At 34.2% G+C, this 22,036-nt stretch carries 28 protein-coding genes; 20 read left to right on the plus strand and 8 right to left on the minus strand.

The window, feature by feature from the left end:
- Nucleotides 1-73: 73 nt before the first annotated feature.
- The 6 genes from ACXY7N_RS07185 to ACXY7N_RS07210 all read left to right on the plus strand — a co-directional run bounded on the left by ACXY7N_RS07185 (nucleotide 74) and on the right by ACXY7N_RS07210 (nucleotide 3,226).
- On the plus strand, nucleotides 74-910 hold the full coding sequence (locus ACXY7N_RS07185) for a TrmB family transcriptional regulator (RefSeq protein ID WP_016134075.1): 837 nt from the start codon (nucleotides 74-76) through the stop codon (nucleotides 908-910).
- Complete coding sequence (locus ACXY7N_RS07190; protein WP_016088510.1) at nucleotides 903-1,628, plus strand: AzlC family ABC transporter permease; 726 nt, start codon at nucleotides 903-905, stop codon at nucleotides 1,626-1,628. The genes ACXY7N_RS07185 and ACXY7N_RS07190 overlap by 8 nt, the downstream gene beginning before the upstream one ends.
- Complete coding sequence (locus tag ACXY7N_RS07195; protein WP_033659657.1) at nucleotides 1,619-1,930, plus strand: AzlD domain-containing protein; 312 nt, start codon at nucleotides 1,619-1,621, stop codon at nucleotides 1,928-1,930. Before ACXY7N_RS07190 ends, ACXY7N_RS07195 begins: the two co-directional genes overlap by 10 nt.
- Nucleotides 1,931-1,992: 62 nt before the next feature.
- The gene (locus ACXY7N_RS07200) at nucleotides 1,993-2,163 is read left to right on the plus strand and encodes a DUF3951 domain-containing protein (RefSeq protein ID WP_000602232.1); all 171 of its coding nucleotides are present in this window, start codon (nucleotides 1,993-1,995) and stop codon (nucleotides 2,161-2,163) included.
- An 87-nt stretch (nucleotides 2,164-2,250) separates the two neighbouring features.
- Nucleotides 2,251-2,835 carry a TetR/AcrR family transcriptional regulator gene (locus tag ACXY7N_RS07205; RefSeq protein WP_016134076.1) on the plus strand — a complete coding sequence of 195 codons (585 nt, stop codon included), beginning with the start codon at nucleotides 2,251-2,253 and terminating at the stop codon, nucleotides 2,833-2,835.
- Nucleotides 2,828-3,226, plus strand: a complete 399-nt coding sequence (locus tag ACXY7N_RS07210; protein ID WP_016134077.1) for a DUF5367 family protein — start codon at nucleotides 2,828-2,830, stop codon at nucleotides 3,224-3,226. The genes ACXY7N_RS07205 and ACXY7N_RS07210 overlap by 8 nt, the downstream gene beginning before the upstream one ends.
- Before the next feature lie 27 nt (nucleotides 3,227-3,253).
- Here the strand turns inward: ACXY7N_RS07210 and ACXY7N_RS07215 are convergent, their stop codons facing one another.
- The 5 genes from ACXY7N_RS07215 to ACXY7N_RS07235 all read right to left on the minus strand — a co-directional run bounded on the left by ACXY7N_RS07215 (nucleotide 3,254) and on the right by ACXY7N_RS07235 (nucleotide 6,201).
- On the minus strand, nucleotides 3,254-3,613 hold the full coding sequence (locus ACXY7N_RS07215) for a hypothetical protein (protein ID WP_016088505.1): 360 nt from the start codon (nucleotides 3,611-3,613) through the stop codon (nucleotides 3,254-3,256).
- Nucleotides 3,614-3,624: 11 nt separating this feature from the next.
- The gene (locus ACXY7N_RS07220; RefSeq protein ID WP_016134078.1) at nucleotides 3,625-4,218 is read right to left on the minus strand and encodes a dienelactone hydrolase family protein; all 594 of its coding nucleotides are present in this window, start codon (nucleotides 4,216-4,218) and stop codon (nucleotides 3,625-3,627) included.
- A gap of 2 nt (nucleotides 4,219-4,220) precedes the next feature.
- Nucleotides 4,221-4,556 (minus strand): antibiotic biosynthesis monooxygenase family protein, encoded by a 336-nt coding sequence (locus ACXY7N_RS07225; protein ID WP_016134079.1) that lies wholly within the window; start codon nucleotides 4,554-4,556, stop codon nucleotides 4,221-4,223.
- Between the two features lie 184 nt (nucleotides 4,557-4,740).
- Complete coding sequence (locus ACXY7N_RS07230; protein ID WP_016088502.1) at nucleotides 4,741-4,920, minus strand: H-type small acid-soluble spore protein; 180 nt, start codon at nucleotides 4,918-4,920, stop codon at nucleotides 4,741-4,743.
- A gap of 66 nt (nucleotides 4,921-4,986) precedes the next feature.
- The gene (locus ACXY7N_RS07235) at nucleotides 4,987-6,201 is read right to left on the minus strand and encodes a helix-turn-helix domain-containing protein (protein WP_016134080.1); all 1,215 of its coding nucleotides are present in this window, start codon (nucleotides 6,199-6,201) and stop codon (nucleotides 4,987-4,989) included.
- A 117-nt stretch (nucleotides 6,202-6,318) separates the two neighbouring features.
- On the opposite strand from ACXY7N_RS07235, the gene ACXY7N_RS07240 reads away from it, so the two are divergent.
- A complete protein-coding gene (locus ACXY7N_RS07240; RefSeq protein ID WP_016134081.1) occupies nucleotides 6,319-7,587 on the plus strand; it encodes an MFS transporter in 1,269 nt (422 codons plus the stop codon).
- Nucleotides 7,588-7,713: 126 nt separating this feature from the next.
- Nucleotides 7,714-8,238, plus strand: a complete 525-nt coding sequence (locus tag ACXY7N_RS07245) for a COG3014 family protein (protein WP_016134082.1) — start codon at nucleotides 7,714-7,716, stop codon at nucleotides 8,236-8,238.
- Nucleotides 8,239-8,278: 40 nt separating this feature from the next.
- On the opposite strand, the gene ACXY7N_RS07250 is transcribed toward ACXY7N_RS07245, so the two are convergent.
- Nucleotides 8,279-9,172 carry a LysR family transcriptional regulator gene (locus ACXY7N_RS07250; protein ID WP_016134083.1) on the minus strand — a complete coding sequence of 298 codons (894 nt, stop codon included), beginning with the start codon at nucleotides 9,170-9,172 and terminating at the stop codon, nucleotides 8,279-8,281.
- Nucleotides 9,173-9,334: 162 nt separating this feature from the next.
- Here ACXY7N_RS07250 and ACXY7N_RS07255 point away from each other — a divergent pair, with 162 nt between their 5' ends.
- The 5 genes from ACXY7N_RS07255 to ACXY7N_RS07275 are packed head-to-tail and all read left to right on the plus strand — an operon-like array spanning nucleotide 9,335 to nucleotide 15,126.
- On the plus strand, nucleotides 9,335-10,327 hold the full coding sequence (locus ACXY7N_RS07255; RefSeq protein WP_016134084.1) for an ABC transporter ATP-binding protein: 993 nt from the start codon (nucleotides 9,335-9,337) through the stop codon (nucleotides 10,325-10,327).
- A complete protein-coding gene (locus tag ACXY7N_RS07260) occupies nucleotides 10,305-11,330 on the plus strand; it encodes an ABC transporter substrate-binding protein (RefSeq protein ID WP_488592347.1) in 1,026 nt (341 codons plus the stop codon). Before ACXY7N_RS07255 ends, ACXY7N_RS07260 begins: the two co-directional genes overlap by 23 nt.
- 12 nt (nucleotides 11,331-11,342) lie before the next feature.
- Complete coding sequence (locus ACXY7N_RS07265) at nucleotides 11,343-13,013, plus strand: ABC transporter permease (RefSeq protein WP_098412634.1); 1,671 nt, start codon at nucleotides 11,343-11,345, stop codon at nucleotides 13,011-13,013.
- A complete protein-coding gene (locus tag ACXY7N_RS07270) occupies nucleotides 13,010-14,272 on the plus strand; it encodes an MBL fold metallo-hydrolase (protein WP_016088494.1) in 1,263 nt (420 codons plus the stop codon). The genes ACXY7N_RS07265 and ACXY7N_RS07270 overlap by 4 nt, the downstream gene beginning before the upstream one ends.
- Nucleotides 14,273-14,292: 20 nt before the next feature.
- Nucleotides 14,293-15,126, plus strand: a complete 834-nt coding sequence (locus tag ACXY7N_RS07275; protein WP_431153442.1) for a hypothetical protein — start codon at nucleotides 14,293-14,295, stop codon at nucleotides 15,124-15,126.
- A 51-nt stretch (nucleotides 15,127-15,177) separates the two neighbouring features.
- Here ACXY7N_RS07275 and ACXY7N_RS07280 read toward each other — a convergent pair whose 3' ends face one another.
- Nucleotides 15,178-15,600, minus strand: a complete 423-nt coding sequence (locus ACXY7N_RS07280; protein WP_488592348.1) for a YfmQ family protein — start codon at nucleotides 15,598-15,600, stop codon at nucleotides 15,178-15,180.
- A 198-nt stretch (nucleotides 15,601-15,798) separates the two neighbouring features.
- On the opposite strand from ACXY7N_RS07280, the gene ucpA reads away from it, so the two are divergent.
- The 7 genes from ucpA to ACXY7N_RS07315 all read left to right on the plus strand — a co-directional run bounded on the left by ucpA (nucleotide 15,799) and on the right by ACXY7N_RS07315 (nucleotide 21,153).
- Nucleotides 15,799-16,593 carry an SDR family oxidoreductase UcpA gene (ucpA, locus tag ACXY7N_RS07285; RefSeq protein ID WP_016088491.1) on the plus strand — a complete coding sequence of 265 codons (795 nt, stop codon included), beginning with the start codon at nucleotides 15,799-15,801 and terminating at the stop codon, nucleotides 16,591-16,593.
- Nucleotides 16,594-16,812: 219 nt separating this feature from the next.
- The gene (locus ACXY7N_RS07290; protein WP_016088490.1) at nucleotides 16,813-16,974 is read left to right on the plus strand and encodes a hypothetical protein; all 162 of its coding nucleotides are present in this window, start codon (nucleotides 16,813-16,815) and stop codon (nucleotides 16,972-16,974) included.
- Nucleotides 16,975-17,135: 161 nt separating this feature from the next.
- A complete protein-coding gene (locus ACXY7N_RS07295) occupies nucleotides 17,136-17,771 on the plus strand; it encodes a cupin domain-containing protein (protein ID WP_016134088.1) in 636 nt (211 codons plus the stop codon).
- Between the two features lie 251 nt (nucleotides 17,772-18,022).
- Entirely contained in the window at nucleotides 18,023-19,114 is a 1,092-nt protein-coding gene (locus tag ACXY7N_RS07300) for a serine hydrolase (RefSeq protein ID WP_016136607.1), read from the plus strand.
- 50 nt (nucleotides 19,115-19,164) lie between these two features.
- Nucleotides 19,165-19,806 (plus strand): DUF3885 domain-containing protein, encoded by a 642-nt coding sequence (locus ACXY7N_RS07305; RefSeq protein WP_488592349.1) that lies wholly within the window; start codon nucleotides 19,165-19,167, stop codon nucleotides 19,804-19,806.
- A gap of 158 nt (nucleotides 19,807-19,964) precedes the next feature.
- Nucleotides 19,965-20,534, plus strand: a complete 570-nt coding sequence (locus ACXY7N_RS07310; protein WP_088083565.1) for a histidine phosphatase family protein — start codon at nucleotides 19,965-19,967, stop codon at nucleotides 20,532-20,534.
- Nucleotides 20,535-20,781: 247 nt separating this feature from the next.
- Complete coding sequence (locus tag ACXY7N_RS07315; RefSeq protein ID WP_016088485.1) at nucleotides 20,782-21,153, plus strand: hypothetical protein; 372 nt, start codon at nucleotides 20,782-20,784, stop codon at nucleotides 21,151-21,153.
- A gap of 18 nt (nucleotides 21,154-21,171) precedes the next feature.
- Here ACXY7N_RS07315 and ACXY7N_RS07320 read toward each other — a convergent pair whose 3' ends face one another.
- Nucleotides 21,172-22,032: an alpha/beta fold hydrolase gene (locus tag ACXY7N_RS07320; RefSeq protein ID WP_016134091.1), complete on the minus strand. Its 861-nt coding sequence runs from the start codon at nucleotides 22,030-22,032 to the stop codon at nucleotides 21,172-21,174.
- Nucleotides 22,033-22,036: the final 4 nt, after the last annotated feature.

Here is a 22,036-nt window from a genome sequence, read left to right on the forward strand (position 1 = left end):
AGGTATACTAATAACTACTAATATACATACATCGTTTTGAGATGAGAGTTATATAGAATGTGAGGGATTACCGATGGATGAAATTATAAAGGAATTACAAAAGTTAGGTTTTTCCCAGTATGAATGTAAAGCGTATATTGGACTACTAAAACATTCTCCAGTAACTGGGTATGAAGTGAGTAAACAAACAGGGGTACCTCGTTCGATGATTTATGAAGTACTCGGTAAATTGATGGATAAAGGAGCGGTGCATATCGTTCCGTCAGAACCGGTGAAATATGTACCAGTACCAGCAACGGAGTTAATGGATCGAATGCGAAAAGACTTTGAGAAGTCCTTTGAGTTTTTAGATGAGAAATTAAATTGTTTAGAACAAGAGCGACAAATAGATGTAATTTCGCATATTCGCTCAAATGATCGTGTTTTAAAGGAAATATGCAATATAATTAATAGGGCAAAGGAAGAGTTATGGATTTCTGTATGGGAAGATCAAGTGCATGAAATTGAGCCATATCTTCATCAAAAGGAAGAAGAAGGTGTACATATATTTTCAATCCTGTTCGGCGCTCCAAATACAAAAATAGGTGCGACGTTTCACCATAATTATATGACGCCCCACGTTGTTGAAAAGAGAATGGGCGGTCATTTAACTGTTATTGCGCGTGATGGGGAGGAAGTATTAATTGCGAACTTCTCAAATGATAGTACTTCATGGGCGGTTACAACGTATGACCCAGCTTTAGTTCTCGTTGCTACAGAGTATGTGCGACACGATATTATGGTTGAAGAAATCACGAAGGAATTTGGAGCTGATAAGTTAGATACGTTATGGCGTGAAAATATAGATTTAGTTCATGTCGTAACAGGAAAACGAACTTTAGAAGGAATGGAGGATGATACGGATGAGTAAAGCTCAGGCACATGTAGCTTTGCAGAGCGATGATACATTTCAGCAAGGAGTAAAAGATTGTTTACCAACTGTATTTGGATATTTGAGTATAGGTATAGCAGCTGGTGTAATTGCAAAAACAGCAGGTTTCTCCATCATTGAAATTGCATTTATGTCCACTTTAATTTATGCAGGTTCTGCCCAATTTATATTAGCTGGTATGTATGCAGCTGGTGCTCCTGCTTCAGCAATTATTTTCACCGTCTTTTTTGTTAATTTACGCCACCTTCTAATGAGTGCTGCCCTTGCACCATACTTTACGAAACTTCCACTATTAAAAAACGTATTTATCGGTTCTCAAATTACAGATGAAACGTTCGGCGTGGCAGTACAGCATGCAGCGCAAAAAGGATATGTAGGCGACAGGTGGATGATGGGCTTAAATGTAACAGCATATTTAAATTGGATTCTTGCTACCATTATTGGCGGGCTGTTTGGTGAGTGGATACCAGATCCGCATACGTACGGGATGGATTATGCATTACCAGCAATGTTTATCGGATTATTTGTCCTTCAGCTCATAAGTAGTAAACCGAAACTAGCAATTCATCTTACTGTTGCAATTGTAGCGATTATGATCGCATACGTTGCACACCTATTTATGCCAGATAGTATAGCTGTTATTCTTGCTACATTATTAGCTGCGACGATTGGAGTGGTGATTGAAAAATGGAAATGAGATTAGATGTATTATTACTTTTACTAGCGGCAGGAGCTGTCACACTCATACCACGTATTTTACCTCTTCTCGTATTTAGCAAACTACAAATTCCAGACTGGGGTTTAAAATGGTTAAATTACATACCAATTGCGATATTAGCAGCACTTTTAGCACAAGTATTATTTATGCATGAGACGATGCAGTGGGATTACCTTATCGCAGCAATTCCAACATTTCTTGTTGCAATATATACTCGTAGTTTATTAGGTACAGTATTAACAGGAGTGATTGTGATTATTTTGTTACGTTTCTTTTTCTAAAAAGGATTACGCTCATATAATAGCGAAAGGTGTAATAACATGAACGGTATAGGGGTGGTGTTATGATACTTTTAACGATAGGAGCAATTTTGTTAACGTTATTTATTTTCTTTATTATCGGCTTCATTACGTTTATGATGTTTGTTGATAAGGCGACACCTCAAATTTATTACACACCTTGTGAATCAGTGACAGTAAAATCTAAAGATAAACATAGAAGGAAGAAAAGTTGAATGTTGGCTTTTCTTCCTTTCTTTTTATCTGATTTTTCTGTATAATTTAAGTTAGTTATCCAACTAACTTAAAAGGTGGTCATAGAAGTGGCAAAACCGAACGTTGTTAATAAAGAGAAGTTACTAGAAGCAGCAAAAGAAATGATTGCACAGCACGGGATGGAAAAGTTGACATTAAAAGCAGTTGCAGAGAGTGCTCAAGTTACACAAGGTACCGTATATTATCATTTTAAAACGAAGGATCAATTATTACTTGAAGTGACCGAATCGTTTTGTAAAGCGTCGTGGGAACAAATAGGAAAGGATGTACAGTTAGAAAAGGCTTTACAGTCTGCCGAAAGTAGATGTGTGAAAGATTCAATGTATCATCATTTATTTTTTCAATTAGTAGCTAGTGGATTACAAAATGATGCAATGAAAGATAAAATTGGTGAACTGTTACATTATGAAAATCAAGAATTAACAAGAGTGTTAAATAAAAAAGTAGGAGATACAATGACATCTCAAATTTCAACTGAAACGTGGAGCATTTTATGTAATGCATTAATTGACGGATTGGCATTGCAAGCATTATTCAATCCATCTTTTTCGAAAGATAAAGTATATGGTGATTTGTATATGCTCTTGGAAAAGTTTACAGTGTTACAAAAGGGAGGAGATGGTAGTGAATAATACACTTTGGCTCACTATTTTATTTTCTATTGGCGTTTGGCTTTTTGCCTCAACATTCTTCATTATTTTCGGTTCTTCCGTTTTATTAGAATACACTTCAAATAGCTTTTTTCTACACATGACGTTTCTTGAATTAGGAACAGCTATAGCTTTATACTTTGTAATGTGGTTATACAAAAAACTAGATACTACGAAATATGCAGTTATTAAGTTAGGTATATGTGGTACAGCCATCGGTTTAATTTTAGATTCTTACATCTTATATAATTCCTCTAATATATTCTCACAATTATCCTCGCAGCAAATCATATCATTTACCATTTGGATGGTTATTGCGTATGCTTTATATTTACTGATTCCTTTCGTCATGGAACGAAAAAAGTTGTTGTAAAGAGGTATGTTATCCTCTTTACAACAATTACATCCCCGAAAGAAGTAACAACAATAAACCAAAGAGAAAACTAATAAAGGAAAGAAAACCGATACATATGGAGAACACACGATTGTTTCTCCATTCGCGCCAGAAAACGATAAAACCTAAAATACAAAGGAAAAACCAAATGGGCAGGAATATGAATTCGCTAACTTTCTCAGGAAGTAAACCATAAAAAGTTGTTACATATAAGATCCAATTTGTAAAAAATAAAATGCAAACGATAATAGATTGTAAGTAGGGGCGTTTGAAAAACTCCCCTTTTTTTACTGTTACAAAAATGATAGTTAGCGCTGACATAAAGGCAATGAGTATGAAAATAAGTAAGAGTAATGTAAGCGTCATTTGATTCTCCTTTATAAGATTGTTTTTGCAAGAAATGAATCTATTAAATTGTATGCTTGCTTTGTAGAGTGCTCGTTATATTTTTCAGTGTACGGATTTAAAAATCCATGTTCACCGTGTAGTTGTTGTATTTCTAATAAAGGATTCTTTTGTTGCTGCAATGTTTGAATTAAAGAGGATACTGAAAAACTAGCTTCTTTTTCAGGGAAGATAAGTAAGGTAGTACATGTTGGTTTCATATGAATATAGTCACGTATGCGGGAACCGTAACAGCCGATAATAAAATCTATTTTAGGATTGTTACTACATAGCCATGAGATGGTAGCGCCAACACTAAAGCCGATAAGTCCAATATGTGTATAATTGCTTGAAAGGGTATTGATGAATTCTTCAATTCGGTCTTTTCCATCATCAAATCCAATATGATTTATAAAATGTTGATATGCTTTTTCTTCATCACTATAATGAAATGCGTGTTGCGATTGTAGAAGGTTAGGACAGAATACATCTATATGAGATGAAGTGAAGTGGTGGGTAACGTGATGCATATGGTCGTTCACACCATATATTTCATGAACAGCAACGAGAGCTAATTTTTTCTTCATAGTTACAATGTGCCTCTATGAAACTTAAATTCTTTCTCAACAAGGCAGATGCGCAGGTGGAAGTTTTCGTACCATTGCTCACGGCCTATTTTTTTCGCTTCTTTATGTAAGGCGTTCTGTTTCCAATTTTCAATTGCCGCAAGTGATTCCCAATAAGAAATTGTAATTCCGAGTCCTGAATGATCTCGCGCACTTTCTACACCTAGAAATCCAGGTTGCTGCTTTGCAAGTTCCTCCATTTTTTCGGCAACGGTACTATAATCTGTTGTATCATTCGATAAATTAGAAGTGAATATAACTGCATAATAAGACTTGTTTTTTTCTAAATTAGATGCCATTATGTTTCCCCCTTAATGTATAGTGTGAATAATTAATCCATAGTTTGTATTTTAGCAGGTCATAAAAAGAAAAGAAGTAGAAAATTCTTGTTTTTTCAGCTCCTGTAAAATAGAAGATAGAAGAAATTTATAATAAGTAATCTAAAGGAAGAAAAATGCCACTTCAAAAATGAAGTGGCATTTTTTATATTTCCTCTAAGCTATTAACTGGAACAGTTAATTCGCGTCCTGGATTTTTTACTTCATATATGCGGGCGGTTTCGTTGTTTTCATCGACGTGTTGAATGGTAACAGGCATGCCTTGAAAACTGACATTCGCTTGTTCTGATGACACAGAAAGCTCTTTTGCACGTTGAATATTCATTTATATTCCTCCCATCATTATTATCTTTGCTAAAAAAGAGGAATAATATACCATTTCGAGACATTCTTAAAGTTTTTGTATTATTTGTAATGTTTCTTTAATAAATGCAGAAAAAATAGAATTCGGATACGATTGTATCATTTCATTTGCTTTTGTTGCTTCTTCAAGGGCTCTTTTTTTATCATTCAGTTTGACGTAACAAAGTGCACGATATGCACCTGCTGTTGTAAGCCACGATTGATCAAGCGGATGGTTCATATAATCTGGTATAATAGCACGTTGCAATGCTTGTAAAGCTTCTTCGTAACGTTTTAATCCGTATAAAGCTTTTCCTTTTTCAAGATAATACAATCCGTCGTCTTGAAAAATTGGCTGATCTTTTAGTTTTTCTCGAAATTGTTCTACATGTTTTAATGCGATTGTATATTCATTAGTAATCGTGTTGTAGTAGTAAGCTTTTAAAATATCGATCATCGCAATGGATAGAGTGTCTTCTGTAAAAATGGCAAATTGCTCAGATTTTTTTATGTAATATAAATATTGTTCTTTATCAACTGTAATGGCTTTTTGATAAGATAAAATCCGGTAAAATACATCTGTTTTATAATACACTTGATGTTTTTTTGAAAATGCGAGTGTCTCTAATATCGTTTCTTCACATTTTTCAAAATCGCCACATGCTAGTAATATGATGGCTTCATATAAACATAAATCAATATGTATAATAAGATCCATTTCTAAATGCTTCTCTTTATAATCATTTCTAATATTAGATATAAGTTGTAAACATTCTGCATACTTTTTACGTGTGAATATTGCAAAAGATAATTTTAATTTTGTTTCCGTACTGTCGCGGTATAACTTATATTTTTCAAAAATAGAAACAGCTTTTCCTACGTAAGATTCAATGTTGTAATCTTTTATAATCACCGCGGCAGTTACGAATTGTTTGTATATATGAGCCGTATTTAAAGTAGAAGGGAGCTCTTTTTGAACGATAGGTAGTAGGGACTCATACACTTCATCACATTTGTTTTCCTTTATGAGTTTCTCCATTTTTGTAATGAGTTCTACAATTTCTCCATCATCATCTTCTAATAAAAAACTCGCTTCACATTCTAGTTTTTCAGCGATATATTGTAATGTTTTCATGGAAGGTGTAGCTTTTTCATTTTCAATTTGACTAAGCATACTTTTTGTAAGTTCCGATCCTGCCAGCTCTGTTTGGGTAAGTTTTTTTTCTTTACGTAACGCTTTAATTTTTTCACCGAGAGTTGCCATATTATTGCTCCTTTATCGTTAAAAGTTAAATACAATTTAACTTTTTGTTGTAAAAATTGGAAAGTTGATTATATAATAAGTTTAACACAATTTAACTTTTAAGGGGAGAGTGTCATTATGGGAGATATAAGTATAGGAGAAAATGATTCGAGAATGAAAGTTGCAACGAGAAATATTATTTTAATGATGATTGGAAAGATGACGTCTTTATTAGGGGCAGGAATTTATACATTTGCCATGGGGTTATACGTTTTAAAGACAACTGGTTCAGGAATGGGTTTTGCAACTACGCTTGTTTGCGGATCACTTCCAAGGATGATCTGTGGTCCGATTGCGGGTGCTGTAGCTGACCGTGTGAATCGCAAGTGGCTTGTCATTGGTACTGATTTATTAAGTAGTTTAACGATGCTTATTATGTTTATTCTTGCTACTATATTTGGACCATCACTTCTTTTTATTTATATTTCCGCAGCATTATTATCAATTTGTGCAAGTTTTTATTCTGTTGCATTAACTTCGTCTATTCCGAGTTTAGTAAATGAGGAACGTATTCAAAAAGCGAGTGCTTTAAATCAAACGGCAGCTTCTTTATCAAATATTTTAGGCCCGATTATTGGTGGTGTTGTATTTGGTTTCTTTTCAATTAAGTCGTTCTTTTTGTTAAATAGTATTACGTTCTTTTTAGCGGTTATTTTGCAATTATTTATTGTATTTGATTTATATAAAAAAGAAGTGGCTGAGAGTAAAGCGCATTTCTTGACGAGTATAAAAGAAGGTTTTTCATATGTAAAACGGCAGCATGAAATATATGGTTTAATGAAAATAGCACTGTGGGTAAACTTTTTTGCGTGTGGGCTAACCGTTGCACTTCCATATATTATCGTCCATACATTGCATTTATCTTCAAAGCAACTTGGTACTGTAGAGGGAATGTTAGCAGTCGGGATGCTAATGGGTGCGATTGCCTTATCAGTACGTAAAGAATTGAATAATCCGTTTCGTTCTATTTATACTGGACTGTTTTTGTTTGCGGGTTTGAGTTTATGTACAGTCTTCCCGTTGTTAGTTACTATTCCAAAAGTGGCAAGTTTTATTTATTATATTGCTTTTATGATGTTAACGGGTATATCAATTATGATTGTAAATATTCCGATGCAAGTACATATGCAAAAAACGACAGATCCGAGCTACTTAGGGCGTGTATTCGGCCTACTTGAAACAATTGCTACTGCAATCGCACCGCTTGGTATGATTGTATATGGGTTATTATTAGATATGTTGCCAACTAGCATTGTTATGATGACATTAGGCGGAGGTTTATTGTTAGTTGTATTAGTGGGAGTAAAGCAACATATGGCGAAAAAACAAGTAGATGTGTCGGCTTAAAAATAAGAAAATAATAAAAATTTGACTTATCATTATAAAAATGACTAAATTAGTATTTTAGTTTTTGAAACTCTTTTTCATGTGTGTTACAGTATAGTGAGCAGACAAAGAAAAGGAGAAAACATCATGAAAAAATTAAGTTTTGTTATGCTTTTTCTGTTAGTTGTAATGGCTGGATGCAGTAATTATGACACGTATATTGAAACAGGTATGCAATCATTGAAAAATGAAAAATATAGTGATGCAATTATGTGGTTTGAAAAAGCGGAAAAAGAGAAATCTGGAAATGAAGCGAAGGCATATAAAGAAGTCGCTCAGTTATTGGATCGTGGTGCGACAGCATTAAAAGATGGTAAGTATTTAGAAACGAAAGATATTGCAAATGAAGTGCTACAAAAGAAAAAAGACGATACACTTGAAAAAGCTGTAACATCAAATGCAGAGGATATGCTTCAAAAAGCAAAAGATGTGGAAGAGAAAGTGAATGAAAGAGTAGCAAAGCGGAGAAAAGTAGAAGAAGAAGGAATCGATAAACTGATTAAAGCTGTCGATAGTATAGATGAAGTGAAAGAAAAAGAGAAGAAAGTTTCAGAAGCATTAGATAAGGCTGAAGAGGCACAAGCAAAAATTGAAGCGAAGAAAAATAAATAGAGTTATAGTTTAAAAGGCTGTCGTGTATAACGACAGCCTTTTAATTGTTTGCGGCATAAGAAGTGATGCTATGTAGTAAAAAAGAAATAATTTTGGAATTCCACCTGTCCTCATGATGAATCGTATAAATGTTACGTTGAAATTCAAATCCAGGGATGGGTATGTAGCATAGTTCATTTCGGTGTACTTCTTGTTCAACAGCGAGTTTAGAAATAAAAGCAACCCCATTACCATATTTTAAAATTTGTTTCATCGTTTCTAATGAATCTAATTCAATTTCAGATTGAAACGTAATGTTATGTGTTAACGACCATTGTGTAAGTAAATCTCTCGTTGTCGATGGATTACGATGCGATAATATACGTTCTTTTTCGATATCTTGTAATGATACATTTGTCTTTTTAGAAAAATGATGTTCTTTGGAAAAAGCGAGAACAAGTGTATCAGGCATTACATTCGTTTGTTTTAAAAGTGGTTCATCAAATGGTGCAGCAGAAATTACTCCGAGATCAATTTCATGATTTTGTAGCATGATTCGGATTTCAGGAGCTGGTTTTACCATGAGTGTTATTTTTATATTAGGAAATTCGCATTGAAATTGGTGAACAACTTCTGGTAAAAGATAAGTCGCTGGTACATAACTAGCGCCAATTGTTATAGCACCTTTATGAAAATCTTTAAACTCTTGCGTGACCCGCCTAGCTTCTTTCATAAGTGCATCTATTTTACAAGCATAATGATGCAATGCCTCACCAGCCTCTGTTAAGAAATATCTTCCAGAACGCAATTCAAATAAAGACACACCGAGTTCCTCCTCTAAGCTTTTTATATGGAATGTAATAGTAGGTTGTTTCACGCCAAGTTTTTCTGCAACAATCGTAAGTTTTTTGTATTTCTTAATAAGCACTACAATTTCTAATTTTAAGAGATTCATTATGGATTGCCCGCCTTTTTATTTTAACTATAGAAAAAATCTATAGAAATAAATAGTTTATTAGAAGTTTTTTAATTTAATCTTTACAGTACATTAACATTCAGTATAAATCTTCCATATAGAATGAAAGCAGGTTAAGAATGAGGGGAGAGAGGTGAAACGATGGATATTAAAATTCATGGACTAGAAAAGAAGTTTGGAAAAACGCAGGCGTTAAAACCGTTACAAATTGTAATGAAACAAGGGGAATTCACCACACTTTTAGGGCCTTCGGGATGCGGAAAAACGACTTTACTTAGAATGATTGCAGGGCTTGAGGAGCCGGATAAAGGTGAAATCTATTTTGGAGATAAGTGTATGTATTCTAGTGCGAAAAAAATAAAAACATCTCCTCATGAACGTAATATCGGGATGGTATTTCAAGATTTTGCTTTATGGCCCCATATGACAGTATTTGAAAATGTTGCATTTGGTTTAAGGGCTACAAAGCAAACAAATCAATTGCGGGAAAAGGTAGAAGATGCAATAATGCGAGTTCGCTTGCAAGGGATGGAGAAACGATATCCGCATGAACTCTCTGGTGGACAGCAGCAACGTGTCGCATTTGCTAGAGCGATTGTAACGAAACCACATTTTATTTTGTTTGATGAACCGCTGAGTGCACTCGATGCAATTTTGCGAGAAGAAATGCGATTAGAGCTTATGGACATCGTTCATTCCATCGGTTTAACGGCATTGTATGTCACTCACGATCAAACAGAAGCTATGTCAATGTCAGACCAAATTATTGTCATGAAACAAGGAGAAGTATTACAAAAAGGAACACCAGAAGATATTTATGTGAAGCCATCTCATGAATTTGTTGCAAAATTTGTTGGTAAGGCAAATTGGCTTGTAGAGGGGAAACAAATGGTTCGTCCAGAGCATGTGAGTTGGACGAAAAATGAAGTGTGCGAAATGTATACAGGTGAAATTCGGCACGTTACATATGTAGGAGAACGTTATGAAGTGAAAGTAGACATGGGGACACTTGGTGTATGGACAGCTTATCACAATAGTAAGCTAAGCATCGGGAAACCAGTATCGTTATATGTACCGAAAAAATGTATTCATCATATAGGGGGAGAATCGTATGAAGAAATTCAGTTCGCTTAAGTCTTTATTTGTATGTACTTTACTATTTTCTGCTGTAGTAACAGGGTGTAGTTCAAAGACAGGTAGTGCAGATGCCAAAAATAAAAATGCGAATGAAAAGAAAATTGTTGTATATAGTGCAGGGCCAAAAGGATTAGCAGAAAAAATTCAAAAAGACTTTGAAAAGAAAACTGGTATAAAAGTAGAAATGTTTCAAGGGACAACAGGTAAGATTTTAGCGAGAATGGAAGCTGAAAAGAAAAATCCAGTTGTTGACGTAGTCGTACTTGCATCTTTACCAGCGATGGAAGGATTAAAGAAAGATGGACAAACGTTACCTTATAAAGAAGCGAAACAAGCTGATAAGATTCGTTCTGAATGGTCGGACGATAAAGGGCATTATTTCGGATATAGTGCTTCAGCGTTAGGAATTGTGTATAACACAAAAAATGTGAAGACAGCGCCTGAAGATTGGAGCGATATAACAAAAGGGGAATGGAAAGGAAAAGTGAACCTTCCAGATCCATCACTTTCAGGTTCAGCTTTAGACTTTGTAACAGGATATGTGAAAAAGAATGGAAAAGATGGTTGGAATTTATTTGAACAGCTTAAGAAAAATGAAGTTACAGTAGCAGGGGCAAATCAAGAAGCGTTAGATCCAGTAGTAACAGGTGCAAAAGATATGGTCATTGCGGGTGTTGATTATATGACGTATAGTGCAAAAGCAAAGGGTGAACCAGTTGATATCGTATATCCAAAAAGCGGAACAGTTATTAGCCCACGTGCAGCAGGCATTATGAAGGATAGTAAAAATGTAGAAGGTGCAAAAGAGTTTATTGATTATTTATTATCAGATGATGTGCAAAAACAAATTTCTAAAGCGTATTTATTACCAGGTAGAACAGATATAAAAGCTGAAAATAGACCGAATGTAGAAGAGATTCCAGTATTAAATATTGATTGGAAGACAGTGGAGAAAGAACAAGATGAAATAGGAAAACAATTTAAGAAAGTATTCCAATAAGATGGTGATTACATGGTAAATCGATTCGTTTCAGTAAGACAAATTGGAATGACGGTAGCGTTGTTACTTGTGGCGATGTTAATCGTCATTCCGCTTTTTCTCATTTTATTTTCTAGTGTATATGAAAATAGCAGTTGGAATTTTTTAAAGCCTTTTGAACTCATGCAGAGTGGTGGATTAGCTGGGATTTTTCTAAATTCGATGCTTCTAGGTGTACTTGTAGTAATAGGAGCAACCATATTTGCATTTCCATTGGCGTTCATTATGAGCAAAACAGATGTCGGAAAGTATAGTAAGCTAGATGTTGTTTTTATGATCCCATTTATGACACCGCCGTATATTGGATCGATGGGATGGATTTTGTTCATGCAACCGAACGGCTATTTCGAACAGTTTTTTCCGATGCTAAAGACGATTTCAGCCTCGTTTTTTAGTTTAGGTGGTATGGTTTTAATTATGAGTCTGCATTTATTCCCATTCCTTTACTTTATGTTGAAAAATACGTTACTTCAAATTGGAAGTAGTAAAGAAGAAGCGGCAGCAGTTCATGGCGGAAGCTTTTTCTATCGTTTAAGAAAAATAATATTGCCATTATTAGTATCAAGTTATGTAATGGGTGCTTTACTCATTTTCGTAAAGACGATTGCTGAATTTGGAACACCGGCTACATTCGGACGTAGAATAGGGTTCCACGTGTTAACATCAGAGATTCATAAATTTATTTCGAGTTGGCCGATTGATTTTAGTAGTGCAACAGCATTATCTTCTTTATTACTTAGTGCGTGTATGCTCATTTGGTATATGCAAAATGTATTGAATCGAAAGTACTCATATGCAATGGTTAGTGGAAAAGGTGTGAAATCTAAAAGGTATACATTGTCTATATTTACGCGCATTGTAGCATGGTTTTATGTAATTGCTTTACTCATAGTAGCAATTGGAATCCCGTATTTTTCTATACTTATTGCTTCATTATCGAAATTAAGGGGCGGCGGCTTGCAGTTAAATAACTTTACAACAAGCCATTATGAAGCATTATTTACAATAGGATCTCCAGGATTAGAAGCTTTATGGAACAGTTTTCTTTTTTCACTTATAACGGCGATAATTGCTGTAATGATTGGAGTATTTTTGGCACTTATGATTCGAAAGGGGAAAAAGTCCTCTGAAAAATGGCTTGATATGTGCGGTATGTTACCAAATATGGTACCAGGAATTGTGATGGTTGTAGGTCTTATATTATTTTGGAATTCACCCTATATGCCTCTGTCTATTTACAATACACCAGTCATGGTTATCGTAACGTATGTTGTTCTTTTTTTACCTTATACGGTGCAGTATGTAAAAGCATCGCTCGGACAAATTGATGATTCTCTTGTACAGGCAGGAAGTATTTTTTCTGGGAATTATATTTATATTTTAAGAAAAATAATATTACCTCTTATTATCCCAGGTATTCTTGCTGGATGGGCGATGACATTTACGATATCGATACGAGAGTTAGTAGCATCGCTTCTCGTACTACCTCCATCAGTAGAAACGTCAGCAACATTTATTTTTGCTCAATTTGAACAAGGAGAAGTATCTATAGGAATGGCGATGGCTGTCGTTTCTGTTGGACTTACAACAATGTGCTTATTACTTCTGCAACATATGGAGCAAAAACGAAAAGGGGTAGCATGATGAGGATGGAAGTATGGGGAGGAGCGGGAGAATACGGTCGTTCCTGCTATTTTGTGAAAAATAAAGAGACGAAAATAGTATTTGATTGTGGTATTAATCGATCATATGAGGATAGTTATCCAAAAATAGAGAGGGAAGTTGTGCCGTTTTTAGATGCAGTATTTTTATCGCATATTCATGAAGATCATACGATGGGTTTACCTTTATTAGCGAAGTATGGATATAAGAAAAAAATTTGGACGACTCGTTATACGAAGGAGCAACTTCCAACTTATTATGAAAAATGGAGAAACTACAATTTGACGCGAGGATGGAATGTACCTTATAACGACCAAAATGTTAAAGATTTAAATTATGTATATATTGATGAGATTAGTAATCCGAATGAATGGGTACAGATTACTCCTACATTACGGTTTCAATGGGGGTATAGTGGACATGTATTAGGGGCTGTTTGGTTTTTAGTGGATATGAGTCATACATATGTATTTTATTCTGGCGACTATTCAGCAGAGTCTAACATACTCCGAGCTAATTTACCTGAGAAATTGCGCGGCGATATAAAAGTTGCAATTGTAGATGCAGCTTATCATACTGATGATGTTTCGCAACATGAACGAGTAAATGAACTGTGTACAGAAATTGAACGAGTTGCGCAAAAGAAAGGAATAGCATTACTACCATTGCCACCGCTCGGTAGGGCGCAAGATATCGTATTGTATTTATATAAAAAATATAAAGAACTTCCCATTATAGTAGATCAAGAAATTTTGGCTGGATTCGAAGAGATGATCGTATATAAAGATTGGATCAAAAATAATGAAGAACTTGAAGAGCTAATGGAAAGTTTAAAAAGAAACGTAATAGTTATGGATGATGACATCAGTACACAACATAGTTATGGAATAGTTGTAATGAGTGATGCGAATATGCAAACGAAACGAGTGCAGTTATATTATGAACAAGTTCGGTATGAAGAACGAAATTCAATTATATTTACTGGACATATTGCTAAAGGGAGTTTTGCAGACAAAGTTTTGAAAGAACGTGTAGGTAAAGAATGTAGGGTGAAGCGAGTTCCATATAAAGTTCACCAAAGTATAAGAGATGTGAAAGAGATGTTAAATACATTATTACCAGAACATACGGTGTTAGTACACGCTTTGAAAGAGGATACGGATCGATTACAGAAAAAGCTTAGCATAGCAGGATATGAAAATATATATTCACTTACTATGGAACGTATAGAAGTCATTTAAAATATAAAGGGGATAGGTATATGAAAAAGGTATTTGTATTCGTAAGCATTTTCTTTTGTTGTTTCCTTTATAACGTTAAGGAAGGGTTTACTGCTAGTCCAATGAAACCTAGTTTTGAAGTGAAGTTATTATTAAAGCCAGAACAAGTATTAGGTTATAACAAAGAGATGAAGCAAGAAGTACTAGAATATTTCCAGGCTGGTACAAATTATGAAAGAATACAAGTGCAATTTTTAGATACAGAAAATAAAAATTTAAGTAATGAAGGTTGGTTTGCGAGGATTCGAAAGAAAGAATTTAGTAAAGATTTTGAGCTAACATATAAAAAAAGATATCCGATTCAAAATGGTGTAATTCAAGATGCACTAGAAGTAGCTAAAAAAGATGGGTTTGATAGTAAAACCGATAATTATGAGGCGGAAGTAGATTGGGGATTTGAGAAGAAAACGTTAAGTATTTCAAATAAGAAAAGTTACAGTGCTAAAGGATATGGAGTACTTGATTTACCAAACGAACAAGCTGCTCAAAACATGTTAATAGAAAAGTTACCAGGGAAAATGAACAAATGGTTGTATACGAATTGGGGAGAAGCAATGCTCAAGAATTCTCGTATTTATGGTCCTGTATTAATGAAAAGGTATACAGCTCAATTTGAAAATATTAAAACGAATATTGAAGTTTGGCCACTAAGTAATACAGGGAAAATAGAAGATGATTTCGTAATAGAAGTGTCGTTTAAAACAAAAGAGGAAAGTATTGCAAAAGAACAAAGAGAATTATTAATGAAGAGTTTAGAACAAAAAGGATGGCTGTTACCGAAAGATAGTTTGAAGACAGAGCTTATTTTTCAGTGAATAGTAAAAGGAATCCATATACCATGGATTCCTTTTTTAAATATAAGGGTATTAAGCTAAATCAGCTGACACGAACATATCATTATTTTGAAGGTTTTTAGAACGTAAACTATAAGCAACTACTTTCTTTTTATGTTGCTTTAGAACATCAACATGCTCTTCATGACTATAAATATAAAATGTAAAATCTTTTTTGCCACGTTTTGCATTGATAATTAAAGGAGTACCTTCATTGTGTGGTGGTGCATAATAGCGATCTAAAAATAAACCTTCGTTAAAATCATGAATAATTTTGGATTTCTTTTCACCTTCTACGTTATTTCCATGGATTGTAACAGTCACATTCTCTTCTTCAAGTTGTGGATGTGTTTCGTACTTGCTAATAATGGATTCAATAACAGTGTTAGGAAGGCTAGAAACAATAATTTTAAATGCCCCAAATACAACTAACATTACAATAAACCAAGTCGTCATAGTATATCATCCCCTTTATTCTATTAAATAATATAACTCATATGGTAATAGTACATATGGTGAAGTTTTGTATAATTTGTGAAAAATTTCCCTGTTTTTGAACGTTTTTTAACAAATGGAGATGTGTAAAGAATAAGAGGGAATATTTGGTATGATAAAAATGTAAAGGTTTTCTATATATTATAAGGGGGTTATAAAATGGGGAAATTAGATGGTAAGGTCGCTTTTGTTACAGGAGCTGCGATGGGGAACGGAGCTGGGATCGCTCATGTATTTGCAGAGCTAGGGGCGAAAGTATTACTTGTTGATATTTCAGAGACAGTTCATGAGACTGCCAAAAATATTGTAAGTAAAGGGTTAGATGCTGCGAGTTATGTAGTCGATGTAGCTGATATGAATGCTGTAAAAGAAGTAACGAAAGATGCATATGAGAAGTACGGAAAGATTGATGTATTAGTAAATAACGCCGGTGTTATTCGACTTGCAAATTTTTTAGATATGTCAGATGAAATGCGTGATTTTCAATTTCAAGTGAATATTAATGGTGTATGGAATTTTTCTAAAGCGGTATTGCCATATATGATTGAGAAAAATTACGGGAAGATTGTGAATATGTCTTCTGTAACAGGGACATTGGTTGCTGATGAAGGTGAAACTGCATATGCAACGACGAAGGCAGCAATTTGGGGATTTACGAAAGCGTTAGCACGTGAAGTTGCAAAACATCATATTACTGTAAATGCAATTTGCCCAGGTTACATTATGACACCAATGGCAGAGCAAATAGCAAATGAATCTGATCCAAATGAGCCGAGTAACGTCATCGATGGAATCGCTTCAGGTGTTCCTTTAGGACGTTTAGGGAAAATAGAAGAAGTAGGTCAGTTAGCAGGGTTTTTAGCATCCGATGAATCAAGCTACATAACGGGTACACATATTGTCATTGATGGCGGTAGCACATTGCCAGAAACAGTTTCAGTCGGTGTAAAGTAAAAGGATTATGAATGAGAGTTTTAGTTCTGTGAATTTTTTGTGAATATGAATGCTAGAAGGAATCTGAAAAAGACTTCTTCTAGCATTATAATGTTATGAATTATTGTGAGAAAAATCAATTTTGTTACAAAAAGTTGAAATCGAAGTATTTTAAAAGAAAAAGGTTTATAATAAAAACATAACTAATAACAACATTACTAATTATAAGGAAGTGTAACTATGAGTACTGTAGCAATCGTGTATGGTATTATTCTTTCTACAATTATCGTTTTATTTTTCGTTGGGGTTTCACGTTATATTCATAAATGGAAAGAATGCGTTGCGAAATTAAATCACATTGAAGAAGAACTAAGTGATTTAATGTTACATCATGGTAAGTAAAAAGATTATTTTTTAACGAAACAATGTGAAGAATATCACAAAACATGCTCTCATTATGAGGCGTGTTTTTTTGTTATGTGAATGATTAGGCACATTCGTAAGTTTTTGCCATACGATACAGTGTGAAGGTGGAAACGTTCGGAGTGGAAAAGAGGGATAAAATGAGTAGTTCCGGTTATGTTCCAGATAATAAAAATTTAAAGAAAAGCTCAGGAACTCCAAATCTTTTCTTTGATTCGAGAAAAAATATCTTTTTTAAAAGGGATGAGAAAAACGTTGCATATGAAGTTACGTCAACGCAGTTACCAGCGATGATAGGAGGGGCGTTTGTTGATTTGTTTATGACAAAAGGGCATATGCGAGAACCGCATTGGCATCCGAATGCGTGGGAGTTGGATGTTGTTGTATCAGGAGAAGCAGTTACATCCATATTAAATCCCGAAACGAATCAATTGCAAAATTATCATGTAAAAGCGGGGCAAACTGTATTTATTCCAATGGGATGGTGGCATTGGATCACAGCGGTAACAGAAGAAGTACAATTGCATTTGTTCTTCAATAACGATCAGTTTGAAACAGCAGAAGGATCAGACATACTTAGATTAACACCACCAGAAGTATTTCAAGCTGCATACGGTGTAAGTGCAGAAAAATTAGAGAAGGACCTTTCGCCAATTAAGGAGTCAGTTGTAATTGGTCCTCCTAACTCAAATCGACTAAAAAGCGTTAAAGAAAGTGACGACTCAAATATAGTTGTTACGTTAAATGGACATATAACATCATGTGAAATAGAGTAACTCTTTCTTTTTTTAGGAAGAGTTACTCTATTTTGTATAATTTTGTATTTTTATTCGTTATAATTATTATATAGAAGGGAATTTATCCGACATTAACGGGCAATAAAACTCCTACCTCAAAATTCGACTGGAGCAAAGAAGCTAGGTGGGAGATCAACTGCCCGTAAACGTCCGATTGGTTCAACTAATAATCTGTGGGGGATGAACTAACCCCCACTGATTATAGTTTCACTTTATAGAGGGGGCATATTGTGAACATATTAAAGATTATAGGAATTGTTGCAGGAGTGATTATAGTAGCCGTTATAGCTTTCTTTGTCATTATGAAGTACTATTTATCAAAAGAAGATCCTGATTACGTATTAAAGTACATAAAAGAACATAAAGACGATGAAACATGTTCATTACTTATTAAAAGAAATGGGGAAGTATTAACTTCTATAAATGCAAATAAAAAATTACCATTAGCGAGTACGGCGAAAATCGTAATAGCAGTTGAATTTGCTAAGCAAGTGTCAGAAGGAAAGATAAGCCGAGATGAACAAATTTCATTGCAGGAGCTAGAAAAATATTACGTTAAAAACACTGATGGTGGAGCACATCCTGACTGGTTAGAAGATGCTAAAGTGAGAGAATTAGTGAGAAATGGGCAAATTGCTTTAGAAGAAGTTGCTAAAGGGATGATTCATTATAGTTCTAATGCAAATACAACATATTTGTTAGATAAGCTTGGAATAGAAAGAGTAAATGAAAGTATAAAAGAGTTAGAGCTTACTAGTCATGACAAGTTCTCTTCGTATACTGCTTCACTATATATGAGAGGGTATGTAGAAAAAGAGCTTCATGAGCCAGAAAATCAATCGTTAGAAATGATACGTAACATGTCAAAGGATGAGTATAATCAGCATGTGTTACAAATTCATGAATGGATGAAAGATGAAGAAGAATGGAAAAAACGGGATATCCCATTAAAGGTAGATATGGAATTTCAGCGGATTTGGTCAGATCGATTAGTGGGTGCAAACGCCAAAGATTATATGAGTATAATGGAAAAGATAAATAGTAGAAAGTATTTTCCAAAATCAATGCAAGAAGAAATCGAGAACATTTTCAAAGGAACAGTTAAAAATAGTAAGTTCGAATATGCTGGTCAAAAAGGTGGTTCTACCGCATTCGTATTGACAAAAAGCTTGTATACTACAGATAAGAAAGGGAATAAGGTAGAAGTTGTCATGATGTTTAACGATATAGAAGATCAAGTTGCATATCAAAAACTGAGAAATAATGTAGATTATTTTATTCGAGATATTATAACAAGTGAGGAATTCAGAAATAAATTATAACGAAATAATTTTATTATGTAAACAAGATGCTGTTAAAGGTAGGTGTTGAGATGAGGTTGAAGGAGTATATGCTTGAAACGTTTCCAAATTTAGAACTTAGACCACCTCTATTTTATAATGGGGCTATTGGTATTCGTTTTAGATTAGGTGTGGACTATGATTGCAATAACATTTATGAAAATTGCTCATATTTAGAAGGCGTTTATAACAGAGCGATTGCTTTATTTCAGTCTTTACATGCAACAAAAGATGATATTTATATTGTAGTGGATGTAAATGACTATGCAAACGGTGAAACTTTCAAACACAAATTGAATATTTTTTCTAAGTATGTAAAAGAGAAGTCGGCTTTGCTTAAGTTAAAGAAAAATACAATCCCTTATGTTTTTCCAGAAGACGATGAAGACGGGGTATATAAAACACATAGATATACTTTGAAATGTAAAGTTTCTGACTTGAAATACATTTCTATGCTAAAAGCAATTTGTAATCAAGATATGGGAATAAAACCGAGTATTTTTCATAGGGTGTATTTTATAAATATAAACAAGAATACTATATTTCACGTTTATGATGATAGAGGTTGTGATGTATTAGCTACCTCTCCTGATACAATTAGGGATATTTATAATACATATAATGATTGGATATTAGAATACGATAGAAATAAAATTGATAAAGTATTTAATTGAATGTAGTCTATTTTAATTGAGGGAAATACCATATGAGGTGTTTCCCTTTTATTAATATGAAAATCAACATTTAAATTTGACAGTACTTATTATAAAGGTAAAGGGATTTGATGGTAATGTATTGAATTTGGATAGAAACGGAAAAGGGAGATGAATAAATGACGACAATATATTTCGTTCGCCATGCCCACTCTACATATACAAAAGAAGAACGGGAGCGTCCTTTATCTGAAAAAGGGTATTGTGATGCAGAGAATGTAACACGTTTGTTAAAAGATAAACATATTGATGCTGTAATTTCAAGTCCGTATAAAAGGGCGATTCAAACTGTGCAAGGAATCGCAAATACATATAATGTAACAATACAAATAGAAGAAGATTTACGTGAAAGATTAGTAAGTACAAAGCCGGTACAGGATTTTAATGATGCTATGGAGAAAGTGTGGAAAGATTGGAGTTTTGCCCACAAAGGCGGAGAATCCAATGATGTAGCACAAAGACGCGCTGTAATATGTATGCAAAGTATATTAAAAAAATATAAAGGTAAGAATATTGTAATAGGTACTCATGGGAATATTATGGTATTACTCATGAATTATTTTGATTCGAAATATGATTTTCAGTTTTGGAAAACCCTTCATATGCCTGACGTGTATAAATTAACTTTTGATAATAATTGTTTTATTTCTGCTGAAAGAATACAGTCTACAGATTATCAGATAAAGTGAAACTTTAATCAGTGGGGGTTTTGTTCATCCCCCACTGATTATTAGTTGAACCAATCGGGCTTTTACGGGCAGTTGATCCCCCATCTAACTTCTTTGCTTTCGCTGAATTTTGAGGTGGGGGTCTTATTGCCCGTTAATGCGGGGTAAATAATTTGTAAAAGTTTATCAAAAAAAGAGGAAAGAGAGATGTTATTGTAGAAGTATGACTTTGTAACATAAAAAATATATGTTAAAGGAGGCTGTTTACATGTTTGAGAAAGAGAAAGAAGGGCTTATTGAAGTTCACAACGTATATGAAATTGCACCAGCAGATGGAGCAATTATTGGTATGGCAACGGAAGAAGAAATGGAAATTGCTGCTGAACTAGAGCTGCAGTACTATGCCCATTCTCGTTTGTTAGAAGCAAATATTCAGTTAGACGGTTCCTCCTACAAAGAGTTACTTCAGGAGTTCCAGGAGTACGAAAGAAAATCAATGAGCTTTTGGCGAGCAATACATAAACGTTTAGCTGTGCCATGGGCATGGGTATTACGTATTGACGTTGCGAATGGCCCTATATATGTAAGTAATGGGAATTCGTATTATGAAGAAATCGATGATGAAGAAGATTATGAATAGATAAGTAAGGAAGCAGCTTTAGTTGCTTCCTTTTTTTATTCGTAGAGATTGAACTGCTTCAATAATAATATTTGGTCGATCATTTTCGATTCCGTGACCAGCATGTTCGGCAAGTATATATTGGTTATTTATTGAGATTTGTAATTGTTCATGAATCAGTTCTTGCCACATTGCTTCAAGTTGTATCGCTTCCTCTTTTGGCATGCCACCCTCAGTCAACTGAGTAATAGAATATTGAGGGTCTCTACCGATAACGATTAAAGGTGTTTCTAATGTTTTATATAGCTTTATTATTGAGTGAGCACAATTTTTCCACTCACATAGTTCAGAAGCTGTCGCTTTATATAATGAAGGAGAGGTAGAAAATTCAATTTGCTGTCTTGATTGATCGGCTAGCATAGGTTTTAGTTCATTATAAAGCATGTCTACATCCATTTTGGAGTATGTATTATATTTTTGAAGCCACATATCATCAGAATCAGTCTGATCAGAAATTGGTAGATGAAGTTCATCTAATCGGTGTAAGTTCATAGAAGTAGAATCAACTAAAATAAGTGCTTGTAGCTTATCTTCATGTAACATCGCAAAATGTTGTGCACATAAGCCTCCATAGGAATGGCCGATTAGAATGATAGGTTCGTGAATAGCTAATTTCTGTAGTAACATATGTAGTTCGTTTGTCGCTTGTCTTGTAGTACGCGAATAATTTCCTAGTTCACTTTTTCCGTAACCTGGGCGATGGTATGAAATGACGGTAAAGTGCTGCGAAAGCTTTTCTATAATAGGAAGCCAATCATAAAATGAGCAAGTCATTCCGGTTTGAATAACTACCGTTTGTTTACTACTTCCTTTTATATATACTTCTATAGTTTGCTCCAATACC

The organism is Bacillus sp. 5w2 (assembly GCF_054353775.1).

Excerpts from the sequence above, each read along its gene's own strand:
- ACXY7N_RS07225 (WP_016134079.1), bottom strand. The coding sequence starts at position 4,556 with ATGGCATCTAATTTAGAAAAAAACAAGTCTTATTATGCAGTTATATTC.
- ACXY7N_RS07260 (WP_488592347.1), top strand. The coding sequence starts at position 10,305 with ATGAAGAAATTCAGTTCGCTTAAGTCTTTATTTGTATGTACTTTACTA.
- ACXY7N_RS07305 (WP_488592349.1), top strand. The coding sequence starts at position 19,165 with ATGAGGTTGAAGGAGTATATGCTTGAAACGTTTCCAAATTTAGAACTT.
- ACXY7N_RS07185 (WP_016134075.1), top strand. The coding sequence starts at position 74 with ATGGATGAAATTATAAAGGAATTACAAAAGTTAGGTTTTTCCCAGTAT.
- ucpA (WP_016088491.1), top strand. The coding sequence starts at position 15,799 with ATGGGGAAATTAGATGGTAAGGTCGCTTTTGTTACAGGAGCTGCGATG.
- ACXY7N_RS07290 (WP_016088490.1), top strand. The coding sequence starts at position 16,813 with ATGAGTACTGTAGCAATCGTGTATGGTATTATTCTTTCTACAATTATC.
- ACXY7N_RS07250 (WP_016134083.1), bottom strand. The coding sequence starts at position 9,172 with ATGAATCTCTTAAAATTAGAAATTGTAGTGCTTATTAAGAAATACAAA.
- ACXY7N_RS07190 (WP_016088510.1), top strand. The coding sequence starts at position 903 with ATGAGTAAAGCTCAGGCACATGTAGCTTTGCAGAGCGATGATACATTT.
- ACXY7N_RS07240 (WP_016134081.1), top strand. The coding sequence starts at position 6,319 with ATGGGAGATATAAGTATAGGAGAAAATGATTCGAGAATGAAAGTTGCA.
- ACXY7N_RS07275 (WP_431153442.1), top strand. The coding sequence starts at position 14,293 with ATGAAAAAGGTATTTGTATTCGTAAGCATTTTCTTTTGTTGTTTCCTT.
- ACXY7N_RS07230 (WP_016088502.1), bottom strand. The coding sequence starts at position 4,920 with ATGAATATTCAACGTGCAAAAGAGCTTTCTGTGTCATCAGAACAAGCG.
- ACXY7N_RS07315 (WP_016088485.1), top strand. The coding sequence starts at position 20,782 with ATGTTTGAGAAAGAGAAAGAAGGGCTTATTGAAGTTCACAACGTATAT.
- ACXY7N_RS07295 (WP_016134088.1), top strand. The coding sequence starts at position 17,136 with ATGAGTAGTTCCGGTTATGTTCCAGATAATAAAAATTTAAAGAAAAGC.
- ACXY7N_RS07200 (WP_000602232.1), top strand. The coding sequence starts at position 1,993 with ATGATACTTTTAACGATAGGAGCAATTTTGTTAACGTTATTTATTTTC.
- ACXY7N_RS07220 (WP_016134078.1), bottom strand. The coding sequence starts at position 4,218 with ATGAAGAAAAAATTAGCTCTCGTTGCTGTTCATGAAATATATGGTGTG.
- ACXY7N_RS07270 (WP_016088494.1), top strand. The coding sequence starts at position 13,010 with ATGATGAGGATGGAAGTATGGGGAGGAGCGGGAGAATACGGTCGTTCC.
- ACXY7N_RS07195 (WP_033659657.1), top strand. The coding sequence starts at position 1,619 with ATGGAAATGAGATTAGATGTATTATTACTTTTACTAGCGGCAGGAGCT.
- ACXY7N_RS07310 (WP_088083565.1), top strand. The coding sequence starts at position 19,965 with ATGACGACAATATATTTCGTTCGCCATGCCCACTCTACATATACAAAA.
- ACXY7N_RS07245 (WP_016134082.1), top strand. The coding sequence starts at position 7,714 with ATGAAAAAATTAAGTTTTGTTATGCTTTTTCTGTTAGTTGTAATGGCT.
- ACXY7N_RS07255 (WP_016134084.1), top strand. The coding sequence starts at position 9,335 with ATGGATATTAAAATTCATGGACTAGAAAAGAAGTTTGGAAAAACGCAG.
- ACXY7N_RS07280 (WP_488592348.1), bottom strand. The coding sequence starts at position 15,600 with ATGACGACTTGGTTTATTGTAATGTTAGTTGTATTTGGGGCATTTAAA.
- ACXY7N_RS07265 (WP_098412634.1), top strand. The coding sequence starts at position 11,343 with ATGGTAAATCGATTCGTTTCAGTAAGACAAATTGGAATGACGGTAGCG.
- ACXY7N_RS07235 (WP_016134080.1), bottom strand. The coding sequence starts at position 6,201 with ATGGCAACTCTCGGTGAAAAAATTAAAGCGTTACGTAAAGAAAAAAAA.
- ACXY7N_RS07215 (WP_016088505.1), bottom strand. The coding sequence starts at position 3,613 with ATGACGCTTACATTACTCTTACTTATTTTCATACTCATTGCCTTTATG.